This window comes from Micromonospora sp. DT228, assembly GCF_049841595.1.
In the GTDB taxonomy this organism is placed as follows: Bacteria; Actinomycetota; Actinomycetes; order Mycobacteriales; family Micromonosporaceae; genus Micromonospora.
Map to the genome: position 1 here is coordinate 422976 of NZ_JBNCKO010000002.1, position 17687 is coordinate 440662.

Below are 17687 nucleotides of genomic sequence, written 5' to 3' on the forward strand. Positions count from 1 at the left end.
AACCCCACCCCCGACCCACCCCACCCCCGACCGTCAGACGGCGTTGATCATGGAGTTATCGGCGCGACACGCCGTGCCGGATGGCAATAACCTCATGATCACCGGGGTCGGCGGCGGGTGGGCGCGGGCGGTGGGTGCGTGGGGGCCGGCGGGGTGGGTGGGTTACGAGAGGGTGGTTAGGGCGGCGGCTAACTCGTCGGGTGAGGCGAACTGTTCGGGTGGCAACGCCTGCAACATCTGCAACATTGCCGTACTGGCCCCGTTCTCCTGTCCCCAGCGGACCAGGTCTTCCCGGGAGACCGGGTAGTCGAGTCCGGCCAGGTACTCCTGCAACTGCACGCCGGTGACGGTCATGTCGGCCGGCTACCCGCTCGCGGTGGGCGTACACCGTCGGGGCTGGCACGCACGGCGGCCCGGCCGGTGGTCGGCGTGTCGGCCCTCGACGCGCCCACGGTTTGTCCCATCGGCCGTCGGGTAGCCGCTGGCATGCTGGTTCAGCGGCTCGGCGCGCCGAGCGACTTCGACCCGTTGCTGGAACGCGTGCGAGACGCCCGGGTGGTGATGATCGGCGAGTCCACCCACGGCAGCTACGACTACTACCGGTTGCGTGAGCAGCTCACCCGTCGATTGATCGCGGAGTGCGGCTTCTCCTTCGTCGCAGTGGAGGGCGACTGGCCGGACTGTGACCGGGTGCACCGCTCGGTGACCGCCGCGCCGGGTGGCGCCCTCGAACCGCAGCTCGCCCTGGAGCAGTTCGAGCGGTGGCCGACCTGGATGTGGGCCAACGCCGAGGTGGCCCGGTTCGCCAGCTGGTTGCGGGCCTGGAACGTGGAGCGGCCGGAGGATCAGCGCGCCGGGTTCCACGGGCTCGACGTGTACAGCCTCTGGGAGTCGATGCAGGCGATCTTCGACTACCTGGGGGAGGAGGACCCGACGTCGCTGGAGGCGGCGCAGGACGCGTACCGGTGCTTCGAGCCGTACGGCAAGAGGGTCGAGGAGTACGGCGCGGCCAGCCGGTTCGTCTCCGCCCGCTGTGAGGAGGAGGTGGTCCGGCTGCTGGCCCGTACCCGTGAGCACGCCCTCTCCGACGGCCCGGACCGCTTTTCGGCATGGCAGAACGCGGAGGTGGTGGCCGGTGCGGAGCGGTACTACCGGGCGATGGTGGCCGGCGGGCCGGACTCGTGGAACATCCGCGACACCCACATGCAGGACACCCTGGACCGGCTGCTGGACCGGTACGGCCCGGACGCCCGGGGCATCGTCTGGGCGCACAACACGCACGTCGGGGATGCGCGGGCCACCGACATGGCTGCCGACGGGATGGTCAACATTGGTCAGTTGGCCCGGGAACGGCACGGCGACGACGCCGTGGCGCTGATCGGCTTCGGCAGCTACCGGGGCACGGTGATCGCCGCTCCCCGGTGGGGTTCGCCACCGGAGCCGATGGTGGTGCCGCCGGCCCGGGAGGGGTCGGTCGAGCGGCGGCTGCACGAGCTGATGCCGGACCGGGCGGTGCTGATCTTCGGCGGGGACGACCAACCGGGCTGGGTGACCGACACCGTGGACCACCGGGCGATCGGGGTCGTCTACGACCCGTCCTTCGAGTCCTGGGGCAACTACGTGCCGACCAGGCTGGGCGACCGCTACGACGCCTTCATCTGGTGCGACGACACCACAGCGCTGCACCCGCTGCCGGTGCTGGCCGCCCCCGGCGAGATGGAGACGTACCCGGCCGGGGTCTGAGGCGGTGCCTGATCGCGTCGATCATGGAGTTGTGGTGCTGGACGAAGGCCTCGGATCGGGGCACGACGGACACCACAACTCCATGATCGACCGGCGGTGGGGGGTTAGACCCGGGCTGGGGTTTGTTCTTCCAGGTGGGTGCGGAGGCCTTCGCCTTCTATGTCGACGTTCGGGAGGGCTCGGTTGAGCCAGCTCGGCAGCCACCAGGCGCGGTCACCGAGGAGCGACATCACCGCGGGGACGATTGTCATCCGGACCACGAACGCGTCGATGGCGACGCCGACCGCGAGCGCGAAGCCCATCGACTTGATCACCGGGTCCTCCAGGAAGACGAAGCCCCCGAAGACCGACATCATGATCAGCGCGGCGGCGGTGACCACCCGGGCGCCGTGCCCCATGCCGCTGATGGTGGCCTGTCGGGCGGACTCGCCGTGGACGAAATCCTCCCGCATCCGGGACACCAGGAACACCTCGTAGTCCATGGCGAGCCCGAACAGGATGCCGATGAGCAGGATCGGCAGGAAGCTGATCAGCGGACCCGGCGTGTCCAGTCCGACCAGGTCGGCGAGGTGCCCCTGCTGGAAGACCGCCACCGTGATGCCGAACGTGGCGGCCACGGTGAGCAGGAAGCCCAGCGCCGCCTTGATCGGCACCAGCAGCGAGCGGAACACGAGCATCAGCAGCAGCACCGAGAGCCCGACCACAAGCAGCAGGTAGATCGGTAGCGCGTCGGAGAGCTTCTCGGAGACGTCGATGCCGATGGCGGTGACGCCGGTGAGCAGGACGTCCGCGTCCCGGATCCCGCTCACCGAGCGGCGGATGTCGTGCACCAGGGTTTCGGTGGCCTCGTCGGTCGGGCCGGTCTTGGGCACCACGCCGAGCAGCGCGGTCCGGCCGTCCGGGCTGAGCTGGGGCGGCGCCACCGCGAGGACGTTCTCGGTGCGCTGCAACAGGGCGGTCACCTGCGGTACGGCGGCCGAGGTGGCCTGCGGGGTGTCACCGGCGATCACCACCGCGAGCCGGCCGGTGAAGCCCGCGCCGAAACCCTCGACGGTCAGGTCGTTCGCCACTCGGGCGGGTGAGCCGACGGCGGCCGTCGCGGCGCCCGGCAGGGCCAGCCGCATGTCCGGCGTGGGCAGCGCGAGCAGCCCCAGGCCGAGCAGGCCGACCAGGATGACAGGTACGCGGAACCGCGTGATCAGCCGCGCCCAGCGGAACCCGAACCGGGACTCGTCCTCGGCCGGGGCGGCGGCCGGCCGGTCGATGTGGCCCGAGTGGTCGGCGGCCGCGCTGGGGTCGGCGGTCGTGCCGTCGGTGACTGCTGCTCGCAGCCGGCGGGGGAGTACCCGGCGACCGGCGAAGCCGAGCAGCGCCGGCTGGAGGGTGATCGCGACGAGCACGGCGACGGTGACCGTGCCGGCGGCGGCGAGACCCATCACGGTGAGGAAGGGGATGTTCACCACGGCCAGTCCGGCCAGCGCGATGACCACTGTCGCGCCCGCGAAGACCACCGCGGACCCGGCGGTGCCGACCGCACGGCCGACCGCCTCCTCCGGGGACAGGCCGTCGAGCAGGTTCTGCCGGTGCCGCGAGGTGATGAAGAGTGAGTAGTCGATGCCGACGGCGAGGCCGAGCATCAGCGCCAGGATCGGCGCGGTGCTCGTCAACTCGATGACGCCGCTGAGCGCGAACAGGCCGGCCATGCCGACGCCCACGCCGATCAGCGCGTTGAGCATCGTCATTCCGGCGGCGACCAGGGAGCCGAACGTGATGATCAGGACGATCGCGGCGACCAGGACGCCGAGCGCCTCGGTGGAGCCGATCTCCGGCTCACCACCCAGCACCTCGCCACCCGGGGCCACCTGCCAACCCTTTGCCTCGGCGGCGGCGCCGACCTCCTCGTACGCGGTGCGCTGCTCGTCGGTCACGTCGTCGCCGCCGCTGGCGAACTGGACCTGGACCAGCGCGTACCGGCCGTTGGGCGAGACCGCGCCGACCTGGAGCGGGTTGACCGCGCCGACCACGCCGGGCAGGGCCGAGGCCTCCTGGACCAGATCCTGCACCACGGCCTGGCCCTCGGGGGTGGCCAGTTGGCCGTCGGCGGGCGCCTTGACCGTGATGGTGCCGGTCGCGCCACTGGCCGCGGGGAACTGCTCCGCGAGCAGGTCGAGCGCGCGCTGGCTCTCGGTGCCGGGCATCGTGAAGTTGCTCGCCGTCGGGCCGCGCAGGGTCGCCGCGGCCAGGCCGGCGACGACGAGTACGACGAGCCAGAGCGCGACGACGAGCCGTCGCCGGCGCAACGCGCCCCGGCCGAGCCGGTAGAGCAGGGTGGCCATCAGGAGTCCTTGTCCTCGGTCGTGGGTGGTTGGGGCAGGGGTGCGTCGACGGGTTCGACGGCCCGCCGGACGAGGGTGAGCAGGGCGGAGCGCAGGTCGTCGTCGGGGATGTCGGTGAACTCGCCGCACGCCTCGGAGATGCCGGCGAGCAGCACCAGCGCGGCGATCCGGGCGCCCGGCTTGTCGGAGTGGCCGGCCAACGCGTCGCGCAGCCGGTCGGAGATCTGCTGGATGTGCGCGAAGGCGGGCTGGCACAGCAGTTCCGGGAACTCGCCGCGCAGCACCGCGATCTCCTGCCGGAACCGGACCGCGAGGTCGACGAAGCCCTTCGCGGCGACCTCCTGCGCGGCCGAACCGGTCTGGCCGGTGAGTCGGTCGTCGAGGTCGCGCAGCACGCCGATCGCCGGGGCCATCAGCTCGGCGAGCAGGGCTTCCTTGTTGGCGAAGTGGTAGAGCACGGTGGCCTTGGAGCAGCCGACCTCGCGGGCGATGTCCTGCAGCGAGGTGCCCCGGTAGCCGCTCACGGTGAATTGACGCGCCGCCGCGGCGAGGATCTCGCCGTGCGTGTCGGACACCGCTCTGGCCATCATTGGTCCACCTCCGTGAACCAGCATGCCTGACCGATCGGTCAGATCCTGACCGATCGGTCAGACTCCTGCGGTGGCGTTCCCCACATCCGGGGTTGGTTTACTCGGCGTGCTCGGCGTCGTACCTGGTCCGCGCCTCGGCGATGGCCCGACGGTGCCGCTCGGCCCAGGCGGTCAGCGCGACAAGTGACTCGTACAGCTCCAGCGCCATCGGGGTGGCGGTGTATTCGACCTTCGGCGGAACGGTCGGGTAGACCCGGCGGTGCAGCAGACCGTCCCGTTCCAGGTTGCGCAGTGTCAGGGTGAGCATCCGGCGGCTGATTCCCTCGATGTGCCGCTCCAACTCGGTGAAGCGCACCGGCCCGTGTGAGGCGGCCACCAGAACGCCGATGCTCCACTTGCCGCCGACCCGGTCGAGCACCTGGCGGACGGTGCACGCCCGAGCCTGGCCCGGGGTGAACGGCACGTTCTCGGCCGTGCACGTCACCTCGGCCTGGACCAGCGCGGACACATCGCTGTTCCTCTGGGACATATCAGTGCCTCCTTCCGCTCCGGTTCATGGTCACAGACGATGACCTCGGTAACAAACCGTGCACCAAGGAGGGGGTTTCATGGACCGCGTCGTTGCGTCCCGCTGGCCGGCACTGCTCGTGCTCTGTGCCGGCAGCCTGATGATCATCCTGGATGGCACAGTCGTGGCGGTGGCGTTGCCCGCCGTACAACGCGATCTGGGCTTCACCGCCGCCGGCCTGGCGTGGGTGGTCAACGCGTACCTGGTCGCGTTCGGCGGGCTGCTGCTGCTCGCCGGCCGACTCGGCGACCTGCTCGGCCGGCGGGGGGTCTTCCTGGCCGGCGTCGCGCTGTTCACCCTGGCCTCGCTGGCCTGCGCGGTCGCCACCGGCCCCACGCTGCTGGTCGCCGCGCGCTTCGGCCAGGGCGTCGGTGGGGCGCTGGCCATGGCGGTCAGCCTCGGCATGATCGTCCGGCTCTATCCCGAACCCGCCGAGCGGGCCCGCGCGATCGCCGTGTTCAGCTTCACCGGCGCGGCCGGCGCGTCGGTCGGCACCGTCGCCGGTGGAGTGCTCACCGAGGTGGCCGGGTGGCGGGCGATCTTCCTGGTCAACCTGCCGATCGGGGCGGCCATCCTGCTCACGGCCGTCCGCCGGCTCCCCGCCGAACGGGGCATCGGCCTGCGGGCCGGCCTGGACCTGCCCGGCGCGCTGCTCGTCACCGCCGGGCTGATGGCCGCCGTGCTGGGCATCGTGGGGACCGGCGAACACGGCTGGACCAGCCCGCGGACCCTCGGCGCGGTCGCCCTCGCGGCGCTGCTGCTCGGCGCGTTCGTGCTCCGCCAACGGGCGGCGGCGACCCCGCTGGTGCCGGGCCGGGTGCTGCGCGTTCCGGGTCTGGTGGCGGCGAACGCCGTGCAGTTCCTCATGGTCTGCGCGTACTTCGGCTTCCAGTTCCTGCTCGCCGTGGAGCTGCAACTGGTGCTCGGACTGGACGCCGCCGCGACCGGTTGGGCCTTCCTGCCCACCCCGGTGGTGATCGCGGTGGTGTCACTCGGGCTGGCCGGTCGGTTGATCGCCCGCTGGGGCGCACGGACCGTGCTGTTGGCCGGGCTCGGCCTGGCGACCGTCGGCTTCCTGCTGCTCGCCCGGTTGCCCGCCGACGGCGGCTACGTCGTCGACGTACTCCCGGCGATGCTGATCTTCGGGGTGGCCGGCGGCCTGACCCTGCCGGCCGTCACGACCCTGGCCATGGCCGGCGCGACCGACGCGGACGCCGGGCTCGCGTCCGGCCTGGCCAACACCACCCAGCAGGTCGGTGGGGCGGTCGGCCTGGCCGCGCTGGCCACCCTGGCCGCCGCCCGCACCGACGGACTACGGGCCGCCGGCTGGGCCGAGACGGCCGCGTTGGCCGCTGGCTACCGGACCGCGTTCGCCGTGGCCGCCGCCCTGGTGGTCGCCGCGTTGCTGGTAGCGCTGACGACACTGCCCCGACGCCCCGCCGGGCTCGGACCGGACGCCGATCCGTCGGGGCCGGCCACGCCGGGGGCCGAAACCGATCCGTACCCGAGCGCCGCGTCCGGTTGACCGACGGCACCCGGGCCGCGAAGGTGGTCGGGTGAGCGAGGCTGACGAGACCCGGGACGGCGTGGCCCTGACCAACCTGGACCAGCCGCTGTCCGACCGCGACGACGCGACAAAACGTGACCTGGTCGACTACCTCGACGCCGTCAGTGGGCGGATCCTTCCGCAGTTGCGGGACCGCCCGCTGTCGGTGATCCGGGTCCGCCCCGGCCAGCCGCCCTTCATGCAGAAGAACCTGCCCCGCTACACCCCGGACTGGGTCCGCCGGGTGCCGGTCTGGGCGGAGGCGTCACACCGGGAGATCTCGTACGCCCTCTGCGACGACCGCCGCACCCTGCTCTGGTTCGCCAACCAGCGGGCGGTGGAGTACCACCCGACACTTGCCACCACGGCGGATCCGCACCGCCCGACGCACCTGGTGCTCGACCTCGACCCGCCGGAGGGCGACGGCTTCCGGGCGGCCGTCGCCGGGGCCCTGCTGGTCCGGCAGGCGCTCGCCGACGCCGGCCTGGCCGGTGCGGTCAAGACCAGCGGCGCCAAGGGCGTGCACGTGTTCGTCCCGGTGGCCGGCGACCCCACGGCGGAGGAGTTGGCCGCCGCCACCCGGGCGCTCGCCGTCCGCGCCGAGCGGCTCGACCCGGCGCTGGCCACCACCGCGTACATCAAGGAGGACCGGGGTGGCCGGGTCTTCGTGGACGCCACCCGCGCGGGCGGCGCGACGGTGGTGGCCACGTACAGCCCCCGACTGCGCCCCGGCGTGCCGGTCTCCTTCCCGGTCGACTGGGCCGACCTGACCGAGGTGGCCCCCGCCGACTTCACCATCCGGACCGCGCCGGCACTGCTCGGCGACGGTGATCCGTGGGCCGCGCTGATGCCGGCCCCGCAGGCGCTCCCCGCCGACCTGGTCGCCGAGGGCCGGACCATCCCGGTGGCCCGGGTGCAGGCCATGCACGAGGGAAAGCGTCGGGCTCGCGCCCGCCGCGAGGCCGGCTGACCAGGATCGCCGGCCCCCACCCGCGCCCGGCGGGCGGCCCGTTGTCGGTGGGTTGTGGCACGATTTCCCAGGTGAGCAGCAAACCCGACGCGACCCAGCGACTGGGCGACCTCGCGCGGTTGCGCCGGGTCCGCGACCGGATCGACAGGGAGTACGCGTCTCCGCTCGACGTCGAGGCGCTCGCCCGGGGCGCGCACATGTCGGCCGGGCACCTCAGCCGCGAGTTCCGGCTCGCCTACGGCGAATCTCCGTACAGCTATCTCATGACACGGCGCATCGAGCGCGCGATGGCACTGCTGCGTCGTGGCGACCTCAGCGTCACCGATGTCTGTTTCGCGGTCGGCTGTTCGTCGTTGGGCACCTTCAGCACCCGCTTCACCGAGCTGGTCGGTGTGCCGCCGAGCGTCTACCGGCGGCAGGCGGCACAGGCGACGGCGGGGCTGCCGTCGTGCGTGGTGAAGCAGGTGACCAGACCGGTCAGGAATCGAGAAGCGCGGGTCACCGTGCCGCAACTAGCGTGACCAGCATGGACATCACCATTCACTCGAGCTTCCTGCCGCACACCGACCCGGACGCCTCCCTGGCCTTCTACCGCGACATCCTCGGTTTCGAGGTCCGCCTCGACGTCGGCTACGAGGGGATGCGCTGGATCACCGTCGGGCCCCCCGGCCAGCCCAGCACGGCCATCGTCCTGCACCCGCCGGCCGCCAACCCGGGCATCACCGACGACGAGCGGCAGACCATCCTCGAACTGGTCGCGAAGGGCAGCTACTTCGGCGTCAACCTGGCCACCACCGACCTCGACGCCACCTTCGCCAAGCTGGAGGCCACCGACGCCGAGGTCGTCCAGGAGCCGACCGAGCAGCCGTACGGCGTGCGGGACTGCGCCTTCCGCGATCCCGCCGGCAATCTGATCCGCATCCAGGAAGCGCGCTGACCCGTCCGACCTCGGACAGATGGAGACCTGATGAGCACGGCCACCCCGCCGTCCACGCCGCACGTCGCGGACAGCCACGATCTGATCCGGGTGCAGGGCGCGCGCGTCAACAACCTCCGGGATGTCAGCGTCGAGATCCCGAAGCGCCGGCTGACTGTGTTCACAGGTGTCTCCGGCTCCGGCAAGAGCTCGTTGGTGTTCGGCACCATCGCCGCCGAGTCGCAGCGGATGATCAACGAGACGTACAGCGCGTTCCTGCAGGGCTTCATGCCGACCCTGGCGCGGCCCGAGGTCGACCTGCTGGACGGCCTGACCACGGCGATCATCGTGGACCAGGAGCGGATGGGCGCCAACTCCCGGTCCACCGTCGGCACCGCCACCGACGCCAACGCGATGCTGCGCATCCTGTTCAGCCGCCTCGGGCAGCCGCACATCGGCTCGCCAAACGCGTACTCCTTCAACGTTCCCTCGGTGAAGGCCAGCGGTGCGATCACCGTCGACCGTGGCGTGGGCAAGACGAAGACCGAGAAGGCGACCTTCACCCGGCTCGGCGGGATGTGCCCGCGCTGCGAGGGCATGGGGTCGATCAACGACATCGACCTGTCGGCGCTGTACGACGACAGCCTCTCGCTCAACGAGGGCGCGATCACGATCCCGGGCTACAGCATGGAGGGCTGGTACGGCCGGATCTTCCGCGGCTGCGGCTACTTCGACCCGGACAAGCCGATCGGCAAGTACACCAAGCGGGAGCAGCACGACCTGCTCCACCGGGAGCCCACCAAGATCAAGGTCGACGGGATCAACCTGACGTACGCGGGTCTGATCCCGTCGATCCAGAAGTCCTTCCTGGCCAAGGACATCGACGCGTTGCAGCCGCACATTCGCGCCTTCGTGGAGCGGGCGGTGACCTTCACGACCTGTCCCGAGTGCGCCGGCACCCGGCTCAGCAAGGAGGCCCGGTCGTCGAAGATCAAGGGAAAGAACATCGCCGACGCCTGCGCGATGCAGATCAGTGACCTCGCCGCCTGGGTCCGGGGGATCGAGGAGCCGTCGGTGGCCCCGTTGCTGGCGGGGCTGCAACACCTCCTCGACTCGTTCGAGGAGATCGGCCTGGGTTACCTCTCGCTCGACCGGCCGTCGGGCACCCTCTCCGGCGGCGAGGCCCAGCGCACCAAGATGATCCGCCACCTCGGCTCGTCGCTCACCGACGTCACGTACGTCTTCGACGAGCCGACGATCGGGCTGCACCCGCACGACATCCAGCGGATGAACAAGCTGCTGCTCCAACTGCGCGACAAGGGCAACACCGTCCTGGTCGTGGAGCACAAGCCGGAGGCCATCGCCATCGCCGACCACGTCGTCGACCTCGGTCCCGGCGCCGGCACGGACGGCGGCACCGTCTGCTACGAGGGCACCCTGGACGGCCTGCGCGCCAGCGGCACCAGCACCGGCCGCCACCTCGACGACCGGGCCGCCGTCAAGGAGACGGTACGCACGCCCACCGGCACACTGGAGATCCGCGGCGCGACGGCCAACAACCTCCAGGACGTCGACGTCGACGTGCCGCTCGGCGTGCTCGTCGTCGTCACCGGCGTCGCCGGCTCCGGCAAGAGTTCGCTCGTGCGTTCCTCGATCCCCGCCGGCGCCGGTGTGGTCTCGATCGACCAGGGCGCGATTCGTGGCTCGCGGCGCAGCAACCCGGCCACGTACACCGGGTTGCTCGACCCGATCCGCAAGGCGTTCGCGAAGGCCAACGGCGTGAAGCCGGCGCTGTTCAGCGCCAACTCCGAGGGCGCCTGCCCGAGCTGCAACGGAGCCGGCGTCATCTACACCGACCTGGGGATGATGGCCGGCGTCGCCGCACCCTGCGAGGACTGCGAGGGCAAGCGGTTCCAGGCCTCGGTGCTGGAATACCGCTTCGGCGGACGCGACATCAGCGAGGTGCTCGCGATGTCGGTGACCGAGGCCGAGAAGTTCTTCGGCACCGGCGAGGCACGTACGCCTGCCGCGCACGCCATCCTCGACCGGCTCGCCGACGTCGGGCTCGGCTACCTCAGCCTGGGCCAACCGCTCACCACCCTGTCCGGCGGCGAGCGGCAGCGCCTCAAGCTGGCCACCCACATGGCCGAGAAGGGCGGCGTCTACGTCCTCGACGAGCCGACCACCGGCCTGCACCTGGCCGACGTCGAGCAACTGCTCGGCCTGCTCGACCGCCTCGTCGACGCCGGCAAGTCGGTGATCGTCATCGAGCACCACCAGGCGGTCATGGCGCACGCCGACTGGATCATCGACCTCGGTCCCGGGGCCGGCCACGACGGTGGTCGGATCGTCTTCGAGGGCACCCCCGCCGACCTCGTCGCCGGTCGCGCCACCCTCACCGCTGAGCACCTGGCGGCGTACGTCGCCGGCTGACCGAGCGCTTCGGCCGGACGTTACGCCACCGGCGGTCGGACCCGCTGTGCCGTCGTGCTGGCGAGGATTCCGCAGGTGGCGGTGAGCAGGCCGAGGACGACCGTGCCCGGGTTGACGTACCCGGGCACGGTCGAGGTGACGTAGGCGCCCCCACCGCTCAGGTGGCACTCGAAGCGCAGCGGTAGGTAGCTGACGTCGTACCCGTCGACCTGGCTTGCCCGCTGCGGCCCGGCCTCGCGGCAGGGTGCGATCGGGAACGAGCCGGCTCCACCGTCCTCCGCCTGCAGCACCGCGTAGCCGAGGTGGAGCAGACCCCAGGCGTACACGCCGACCGTGGCCGCACCGGCGAGGAGCGCCGCAGCCCGCAGCCGTTCGTTGTTCCGGAACGCCGCGCGGAGCCCGCGAACGGTGAGGACTGTCGCGATGGCGGCCCCGCCCAACGCGGCGAGCAGCAACCCGAGAAACAGCATGACGCCATTCTTGATCATTTACGCCCGCAGGGCGTCGCGGGGTGCGGGTGGCGGTGGCCTTCTGGCGGTGCACCCGGGCTTGACCTCCGTAAGCTAATGCTGATAGCTTTTGGCTAACGCGGTTAGCCGACGCGCCAACGGCCACCTGGAGGTAGTCATGACTGAGTTCTTGAACGTCGACGGCGGGACCATCGCCTACGAGGTGACCGGCGCCACCGGCCCGCTGGTGGTGCTTGCCCACGGCATGGGTGACAGCCGCGAGGCCTACCGGTTCCTCGCTCCCGCCCTGGTGCAGGCCGGCTACCGGGTCGCCGCGATGGACCTGCGCGGCCACGGCGAGTCCAGCGTCGGGTGGGCCTCCTACACCCGGACCGCTATCGCCGGTGACCTGATCGCCCTGGTCCAGCACCTCGGCGGGCCGGCCGTGCTCATCGGGCACTCCATCGCCGGCGGCGCGGCCACGATCGCCGGGGCGTTGGCCCCCGAGCTGATCACCGCACTCGTCGAACTCGCGCCCTTCACCCGCAAGCAGCAGGTCAAGCTCGGCGACATGCGCGTGGCGGCCTACCGTCGCGGCGCGACCGCCCTGATGGGAACGACGATCCTCGGCAGCACCAAGCAGTGGGCCAGGTACCTCGACCTCGCCTACCCCGGCGCCAAGCCCGCGGACTGGGACTCCCGCCTGGGGCAGATCATCTCGATGCTGCGGGAGCCGGGCCGGATGAAGGTCCTGCAGAAGATGGGCACCATCTCTCCCGTCGACGCCGGCGAGCAGCTCGGCAACGTCACCCGCCCGACGCTGATCGTGCAGGGCGCCCTCGACCCCGACTGGGTCTCACCACGGGCCGAGGGCGAGGCGATCGTCGCCGACCTGCCGAGCGGACTGGGCCGGTTGGCGATGATCGACGGCGCCGGTCACTACCCGCACGTCCAGTACCCCGAGCAGACCCTCGCCGTGGTCCTGCCTTTCCTGGTTGGTGTCCGTGCCTAGGGCGGGCCTGGACCCGGCCACGGTCGTCGCGGCCGGCGCCGCGCTCGCCGACGAGCTCGGCTTCGCCGAGCTGACCATGGCCCGGCTGGCCGAGCGGGTCGGGGTGCGCACCCCGTCGCTGTACAAGCACATCGCCAGCCAGGACGACCTCAACCGACGCATCGCCGCCCTCGCCATCGCCGAGGCCGCCGACGCCATCGGCGCGGCCACCCAGGGCCGCTCCGGGCGGGACGCGCTGGCCGCCGCCGCCCGTGCGCTCCGCGACTTCGTGGTCGCTCACCCAGGCCGGTACGCGGCCACCATCGGCATCACCCCGACCGGTCCGGACGACCCCATCGTGATCGCGGAAAGGCGGGGACTAGGACCCTTCGAGGCCGTCCTCCGGGGATACGACATCGCCCCGCAGGACACGACCCACGCCCTGCGCGCGTTGCGCAGCATCTTCCACGGCTTCGCCACCCTGCAGGCCACCAACGGTTTCCAGTGGTCCACCGACATCGACGAAAGCTTCGAGTGGCTCATCGCCTTCGTCGACCGCGGACTGCGCTCCACCTCGGCCGCCGGTCCCACGCCGGCGCCCGGCCTTCCTGGTCAGCGGTAGGTCGTTGTCCGGCCGTTCGCCGGTCACGCCGCAGTGGTGCACAGTCGGCGCACCGCCTGCGTGATCGCCGCCTCCACCGTGTCGGCCGGGCCGGGAAACGTGAGCTGGTGGAAGATGAGACCGTCCAGGTAGTCGAGGATCGCCGCGCATTCGCTCTCCGGGTCGGTGGAACCGATCGCGCGCAGCCATTCCGTGCCCCACGTCCGGATCGAGAGGGCCGCCTCGGCAAGTCGCCCCTGTAGTTCCGGGCGCAACGCCGCCTCGACGAACAGGCCATATCGGGCGATGGTCAGGGCGCGTTCCGGGCCGAGCGCACGGTGCACGTACGCGGCGAGCGCAGCCGCCAACTCGACCGCGGTGGTGGGGCGGACGAAGCCCGCGATCGCCTGCCAGGTGGCGCGGTCACGGTCGGCGAATCGATCGGCCACGGCGCTGATCAGCATGTCGCGGGTCTTGAAGTAGTTCGCCGTGGAACCGGTGGGCACCGCAGCGGCCGCGTCGACGGCGCGATGTGTCAACGCCCGTACGCCGTGGCTTCCGAGGATGCCGATGGCGGCATCGAGCAGGGTTTCTTCGCGGGATGGCACGGCCTCACCCTATTCGATCCACAACACCCGTAGTATCAAAACAACAGATGTTGTAGCGTGGGGAGAATGGAGAGACGTGCGGTGATCATCGGCGGGGGCATCGGTGGGCTGACGGCGGCGATCGCGCTGCGACGCGCGGGCTGGAGGATCACCGTCCGGGAGCGGGACAGGGAACTGCCGAGCACGGGCACGGCGCTCGGCATGTGGCCCGTGGCGCTGCGCGCGCTGGACGCGATCGGCGTCGGCGACCTGGTCCGCCAGGCCGGGCGACGACAGCAGGCCGGCGTCTTCCTGCGTCCGGACGGCTCCCGCATCGCGACGATCGACGTCGAACGGCTGCACCGGCGCACCGGCGACCATGTCTACCTGTTGTCCCGGCCGGGACTGCTCGCCATCCTGCACGACGCGGCGATGGAAGCGGGGGTGGAGCTGCGGACCGGCGATCCGGTGGACGACGTCACCGAGGTGGACGATGTCGAGCTGGTCGTGGTGGCCGACGGCGTGTTCAGCCAAGCCCGCGAAAAGGTGTTCGGCCCGGCGTACCGAGCACGGTTCTCCGGCAGCACGGCGTGGCGCGGCGTGGTGGAGGACATGCCCACCGACATGTTCGTGGAAGTGTGGGGCCGGGGCCTCAAGTTCGGCGTGACACCGCAGGAGGGCGGTCGCACCAACTGGTACGCGTCCGCGGCGGCACCCGAGGGCCGGTTCCGCCCGGGCGAGGAACTCACCGAACTGCGGGGCATGTTCGGCCGCTGGGCGCCGCCGGTCCGTACCGTCCTGGACGCGATCGACGAGTCCGCGGTGCTGCGCCACGACGTGTACGTGACGCCGCCGCTGCCGTCCTTCACGCGCGGCACGGTGGCTTTCCTCGGCGACGCCGCCCACGCCATGACACCCGACCTGGGGCGCGGCGCGTGCGAGGCGATGATCGACGCGGTGGCACTGGCCTCCCACCTGCGGGAGAAGCCCACTGTCGAGCAGGCTCTGCACGAATACGATCGCCGGCGTCGGCCCGCCACCCAGAGGCTGGCCCGCATGGCTGGCCTGGCCGCACGGATGACCCACCTGCGGTACGCGATACCCGTGCGCGACCAACTCCTGCGCGCGAGCATGGTGGCCGGCCCGCCCGGCGCGTAGGCGTCAACGACAACCGGTGCTCGTCGGCAGCGATCGTCACGGGCCGGTGGCGGCCGGACACATGACTAAGGCCCCTGACCGGGATTTCCCTGGTCAGGGGCCTTTTCGTGCGGTCATGTCTTTCTTGGCAAGTGTGCCCCCGGCAGGATTCGAACCTGCGCCCCCGCCTCCGGAGGGCGGTGCTCTATCCCCTGAGCTACGGGGGCTCAGCGACTGGAGAAGACTAGCAAACCTCCTCCGCGTACGCCGAATCGGTATCGGGCGAGCCGATCGTGTCGGCGACCGGCCCGCCCGGTGCTCAGGCTGCCGCGACGGCCCGCCCGCAGCTCGGCAGCGGGTGCAGGACGATTCGCCGGGGGAGCCGGCGTGGCCACTCGTTGCGCGGCCAGGAGCCGTCCACGATCAGGTGCACGGTGCGCTGCTCCTCGCCGCTGAGTCGCAGCACGAAGTCGCGGGGGAGCGGCGGATCGACCGTCGGCGTGGTGATCATGAAGCGCACCCGGCCTCGGGACGAGACAGCGGAGATCACGTCCGCTGCCGGCATGGTGCCGCGCAGCCGGATCCGACCGATCCAGTAGACCTCCGCCAGGTGTTCCTGGGCGGCCCTGGTGATCGTCGGGTAGTCGCTGCGGACCCAGCGTTCGACCGCGCTGACGCAGAGCCCACAGGCCCGCTCACGCGGCTCGCGCGGACCCAACCCCCAGGCCCGCAGGTACGCCCCGACTGCCCCGGCGTCCAACGGCATGTCGAATCGGCGCTGGATGAGCGTGGTGAGGCTCTGCCGCGTCCACAGCTCCTCGTCCAGGCCGAACTCGTCCGGGTGGACGCCCCGCAGTGTGTCGATCAGTTCGAGTTCCTGTTCGCGGCTGAGCATTCCCGGCTCGCCCTGCCGCTGTCCGCGACGGACGGCTGCCACCGCCCCGTCACCGCCGATGGTGTGGCGTCGGCACCAGCTGGTGACCGAACGCCGTGCGTCTCTGAGTGCAACCCCCACGTCTTGGGCAACGAGCACGAATCGCAACTGGTCACGATATGTGGGGAGAAAAGTCTCGAAGCTACGTAATCGCCTGTGCCTCGCTAACCGGTCATAACCCTCGAACACGGACGTAGGCGGCGCAAGCGGGCGGGTTGCAGCGTTGATCGACTCGGATTCGTTGCGGCGGGGTGTCCTGGCCGCGCAACAGCCCGACTTCCTTGAACCCGAGTCGATCAACGCCCCCAGCCGATCAGCGCGGGCGGTATGAGGCGGGCCCGCGTTCCGCCGGTGTGCGGCGGGACGCGGGCCCGATGTGCCCGGCGGGTCGGTCAGCCCTTGGCCGCCTGAGCCTGGAGCTGCCGGAGGTTGTTCAGTTCGGTCTGCTGGGTGTTCTTCATGGTCTGTGCCACCCGCACCACCTCGGCGTTGTCGGTCTCGTCGAGCGCCGCGTCGATCATGTGGATGCCGCCCAGGTGGTGGTCGTACATCAAGGTCAGGAACTGCCTGTCGACCTCGATGCCCTTGGCGTCGCGCAGGGCGGTCATCTGCTGCGGCGTGGCCATGCCCGGCATCAGGCCGTCCTTGACGGTGGCCCCGTCGGACATCCACGACATCGGCGGCTTCGACCCGGTGGGGCTGAGGTCCCACTCGCGCAGCCAGGTCTGCATGGCGCCGATCTCACCCTGCTGCCCGGTGGCGATGTCGACAGCGATCTGCCGTACCTCGGGGAGGGTCGCCGACCGGTACGCGATCAGGCTCATCTCCACCGCCTGCGCGTGGTGGGTCGTCATGTCCCGGGCGAAGCCCGCCTCGACCGACGCGTCACCGGGTCGGGTGAGCCGCGGGGTGAGCAGGCCGCCCGCATAGCCGAGGAGCAGCCCCACCACCACCATGACGGCGAGCGCCAGCACGCCGTAACGCGACGCCGGTGCCCCGCCGTCTTCGTCCGGGGCGGCCGGGGTGTCGTCGTACTCGCTGTCGGTGGTGGTGGGGGCGGTCATCGGCGTCCTTACTGCTGGGGTGGCTGCTGCTGCTGCTCATCACGCGGCGTGGTGCCGGTGGCGGTGATGCCCGTGTTGCAGAGCGCCGTCGGGCCCTCGGCGGAGGCGTTCACCCGCAGGTCCTTGATGAACTCGTCGATCCGCGAGTCGTCGGCGTTGTCGAGCTTGAGCTGGTAGCCCCAGGCCTGCAGCGAGATCGGCTTGTCCAGGCCCTCGTAGGGGCTCATCAGCATCTTCTCCTTGCCGCGTACCTTGCCGGCGAGCTTGTCGACCTGGTCCTTGGGCAGGTCGGGGCGGTAGGTGATCCACACCGCGCCGTGCTCCAGGCTGTGCACCGCGTGCTCGTTGGCGATCGGGGCGTCGTAGACGTCGCCCATGCAGTTCTGCCAGGCGGCGTTGTGCACGCCACCCACCGGCGGCGAGTATTTCCAGGTCAGCGGGCCCGCCTTGTGCGACTCGTACTTCAGGCTCTCGCCGTCGCTCTTGCGGATGTTGGCGATGCCGTCGATGGCGTTGGCCCGCTTGTCCCACGGCTTGGAGCCCTGGAACGAGGCGTAGGCGCCGTACCCGATGATCCCGGCCGCGAGCACGCCCACCGCGACGAAGAGCGCGATCGGGCCCCAGGCGCGGCCCTGGCTCACCTTGACCGGCGTGACCGGCTTGCGCGGGCCCTTGCCGCCGGCCCGCGGGGTGCCCGCCGGCTTACCGGAACCGGCCTTGGCGCCGGACGCCGGCCGGCCGGCCGCCGGCTTCTTGCCGGTGCTGACCACGGTCGGGCGGCGCTCAGGGCCACCGGGGGTGCTGATGCTCATCGTGCCTCGT

The 17687-nt window shown here is 71.2% G+C and carries 17 protein-coding genes, 1 tRNA gene and 2 pseudogenes; 9 read left to right on the forward strand and 11 right to left on the reverse strand.

Annotation, left to right across the window (positions count from 1 at the left end):
- Positions 1–162 precede the first annotated feature (162 nt).
- Positions 163–354: a DUF2795 domain-containing protein gene (locus ACLQ29_RS05280; protein ID WP_357246473.1), complete on the reverse strand. Its 192-nt coding sequence runs from the start codon at positions 352–354 to the stop codon at positions 163–165.
- A gap of 132 nt (positions 355–486) precedes the next feature.
- On the opposite strand from ACLQ29_RS05280, the gene ACLQ29_RS05285 reads away from it, so the two are divergent.
- Positions 487–1743 carry an erythromycin esterase family protein gene (locus ACLQ29_RS05285; RefSeq protein WP_425770466.1) on the forward strand — a complete coding sequence of 419 codons (1257 nt, stop codon included), beginning with the start codon at positions 487–489 and terminating at the stop codon, positions 1741–1743.
- Between the two features lie 104 nt (positions 1744–1847).
- On the opposite strand, the pseudogene ACLQ29_RS05290 reads toward ACLQ29_RS05285, so the two are convergent.
- The 4 genes and pseudogenes from ACLQ29_RS05290 to ACLQ29_RS05305 all read right to left on the reverse strand — a co-directional run.
- Positions 1848–2990 (reverse strand): annotated as a pseudogene (locus tag ACLQ29_RS05290) (MMPL family transporter); the annotation flags it as partial.
- 83 nt (positions 2991–3073) lie between these two features.
- Positions 3074–4079 (reverse strand): annotated as a pseudogene (locus ACLQ29_RS05295) (MMPL family transporter); the annotation flags it as partial.
- On the reverse strand, positions 4079–4666 hold the full coding sequence (locus ACLQ29_RS05300; RefSeq protein WP_425770765.1) for a TetR/AcrR family transcriptional regulator: 588 nt from the start codon (positions 4664–4666) through the stop codon (positions 4079–4081). The gene ACLQ29_RS05300 and the pseudogene ACLQ29_RS05295, both read right to left, overlap by 1 nt.
- A 100-nt stretch (positions 4667–4766) precedes the next feature.
- On the reverse strand, positions 4767–5198 hold the full coding sequence (locus tag ACLQ29_RS05305) for a winged helix-turn-helix transcriptional regulator (RefSeq protein WP_357066816.1): 432 nt from the start codon (positions 5196–5198) through the stop codon (positions 4767–4769).
- Between the two features lie 79 nt (positions 5199–5277).
- Here ACLQ29_RS05305 and ACLQ29_RS05310 point away from each other — a divergent pair, with 79 nt between their 5' ends.
- The 5 genes from ACLQ29_RS05310 to ACLQ29_RS05330 all read left to right on the forward strand — a co-directional run bounded on the left by ACLQ29_RS05310 (position 5278) and on the right by ACLQ29_RS05330 (position 11102).
- Positions 5278–6762: an MFS transporter gene (locus ACLQ29_RS05310; RefSeq protein ID WP_425770467.1), complete on the forward strand. Its 1485-nt coding sequence runs from the start codon at positions 5278–5280 to the stop codon at positions 6760–6762.
- A 31-nt stretch (positions 6763–6793) separates the two neighbouring features.
- The gene (locus ACLQ29_RS05315; RefSeq protein ID WP_425770469.1) at positions 6794–7753 is read left to right on the forward strand and encodes a DNA polymerase domain-containing protein; all 960 of its coding nucleotides are present in this window, start codon (positions 6794–6796) and stop codon (positions 7751–7753) included.
- Between the two features lie 71 nt (positions 7754–7824).
- Entirely contained in the window at positions 7825–8274 is a 450-nt protein-coding gene (locus ACLQ29_RS05320) for a helix-turn-helix transcriptional regulator (protein WP_425770470.1), read from the forward strand.
- Positions 8275–8279: 5 nt separating this feature from the next.
- Positions 8280–8690, forward strand: coding sequence for a VOC family protein (locus ACLQ29_RS05325; RefSeq protein ID WP_393375706.1), 411 nt, complete (start codon positions 8280–8282; stop codon positions 8688–8690).
- A 30-nt stretch (positions 8691–8720) separates the two neighbouring features.
- Complete coding sequence (locus ACLQ29_RS05330) at positions 8721–11102, forward strand: ATP-binding cassette domain-containing protein (protein ID WP_425770471.1); 2382 nt, start codon at positions 8721–8723, stop codon at positions 11100–11102.
- A gap of 20 nt (positions 11103–11122) precedes the next feature.
- On the opposite strand, the gene ACLQ29_RS05335 is transcribed toward ACLQ29_RS05330, so the two are convergent.
- On the reverse strand, positions 11123–11572 hold the full coding sequence (locus ACLQ29_RS05335) for a hypothetical protein (protein WP_425770472.1): 450 nt from the start codon (positions 11570–11572) through the stop codon (positions 11123–11125).
- A 157-nt stretch (positions 11573–11729) separates the two neighbouring features.
- On the opposite strand from ACLQ29_RS05335, the gene ACLQ29_RS05340 reads away from it, so the two are divergent.
- Both ACLQ29_RS05340 and ACLQ29_RS05345 read left to right on the forward strand, forming a co-directional pair.
- Positions 11730–12563: an alpha/beta fold hydrolase gene (locus ACLQ29_RS05340; protein ID WP_425770473.1), complete on the forward strand. Its 834-nt coding sequence runs from the start codon at positions 11730–11732 to the stop codon at positions 12561–12563.
- Positions 12556–13164 carry a TetR/AcrR family transcriptional regulator gene (locus tag ACLQ29_RS05345; RefSeq protein ID WP_425770474.1) on the forward strand — a complete coding sequence of 203 codons (609 nt, stop codon included), beginning with the start codon at positions 12556–12558 and terminating at the stop codon, positions 13162–13164. The genes ACLQ29_RS05340 and ACLQ29_RS05345 overlap by 8 nt, the downstream gene beginning before the upstream one ends.
- A gap of 23 nt (positions 13165–13187) precedes the next feature.
- Here the strand turns inward: ACLQ29_RS05345 and ACLQ29_RS05350 are convergent, their stop codons facing one another.
- Positions 13188–13751, reverse strand: coding sequence for a TetR/AcrR family transcriptional regulator (locus tag ACLQ29_RS05350; protein WP_425770475.1), 564 nt, complete (start codon positions 13749–13751; stop codon positions 13188–13190).
- 66 nt (positions 13752–13817) lie between these two features.
- On the opposite strand from ACLQ29_RS05350, the gene ACLQ29_RS05355 reads away from it, so the two are divergent.
- Positions 13818–14888, forward strand: coding sequence for an FAD-dependent oxidoreductase (locus ACLQ29_RS05355; protein WP_425770476.1), 1071 nt, complete (start codon positions 13818–13820; stop codon positions 14886–14888).
- Positions 14889–15022: 134 nt separating this feature from the next.
- On the opposite strand, the gene ACLQ29_RS05360 is transcribed toward ACLQ29_RS05355, so the two are convergent.
- The 4 genes from ACLQ29_RS05360 to ACLQ29_RS05375 form a co-directional block, all read right to left on the reverse strand.
- A tRNA-Arg gene (locus ACLQ29_RS05360) sits at positions 15023–15094 on the reverse strand.
- 92 nt (positions 15095–15186) lie between these two features.
- Complete coding sequence (locus tag ACLQ29_RS05365) at positions 15187–15882, reverse strand: winged helix-turn-helix domain-containing protein (protein ID WP_425770766.1); 696 nt, start codon at positions 15880–15882, stop codon at positions 15187–15189.
- A gap of 311 nt (positions 15883–16193) precedes the next feature.
- Positions 16194–16865 carry a DUF305 domain-containing protein gene (locus ACLQ29_RS05370; RefSeq protein ID WP_425770477.1) on the reverse strand — a complete coding sequence of 224 codons (672 nt, stop codon included), beginning with the start codon at positions 16863–16865 and terminating at the stop codon, positions 16194–16196.
- An 8-nt stretch (positions 16866–16873) separates the two neighbouring features.
- Entirely contained in the window at positions 16874–17677 is an 804-nt protein-coding gene (locus ACLQ29_RS05375; RefSeq protein ID WP_425770478.1) for a DUF3105 domain-containing protein, read from the reverse strand.
- Positions 17678–17687: the final 10 nt, after the last annotated feature.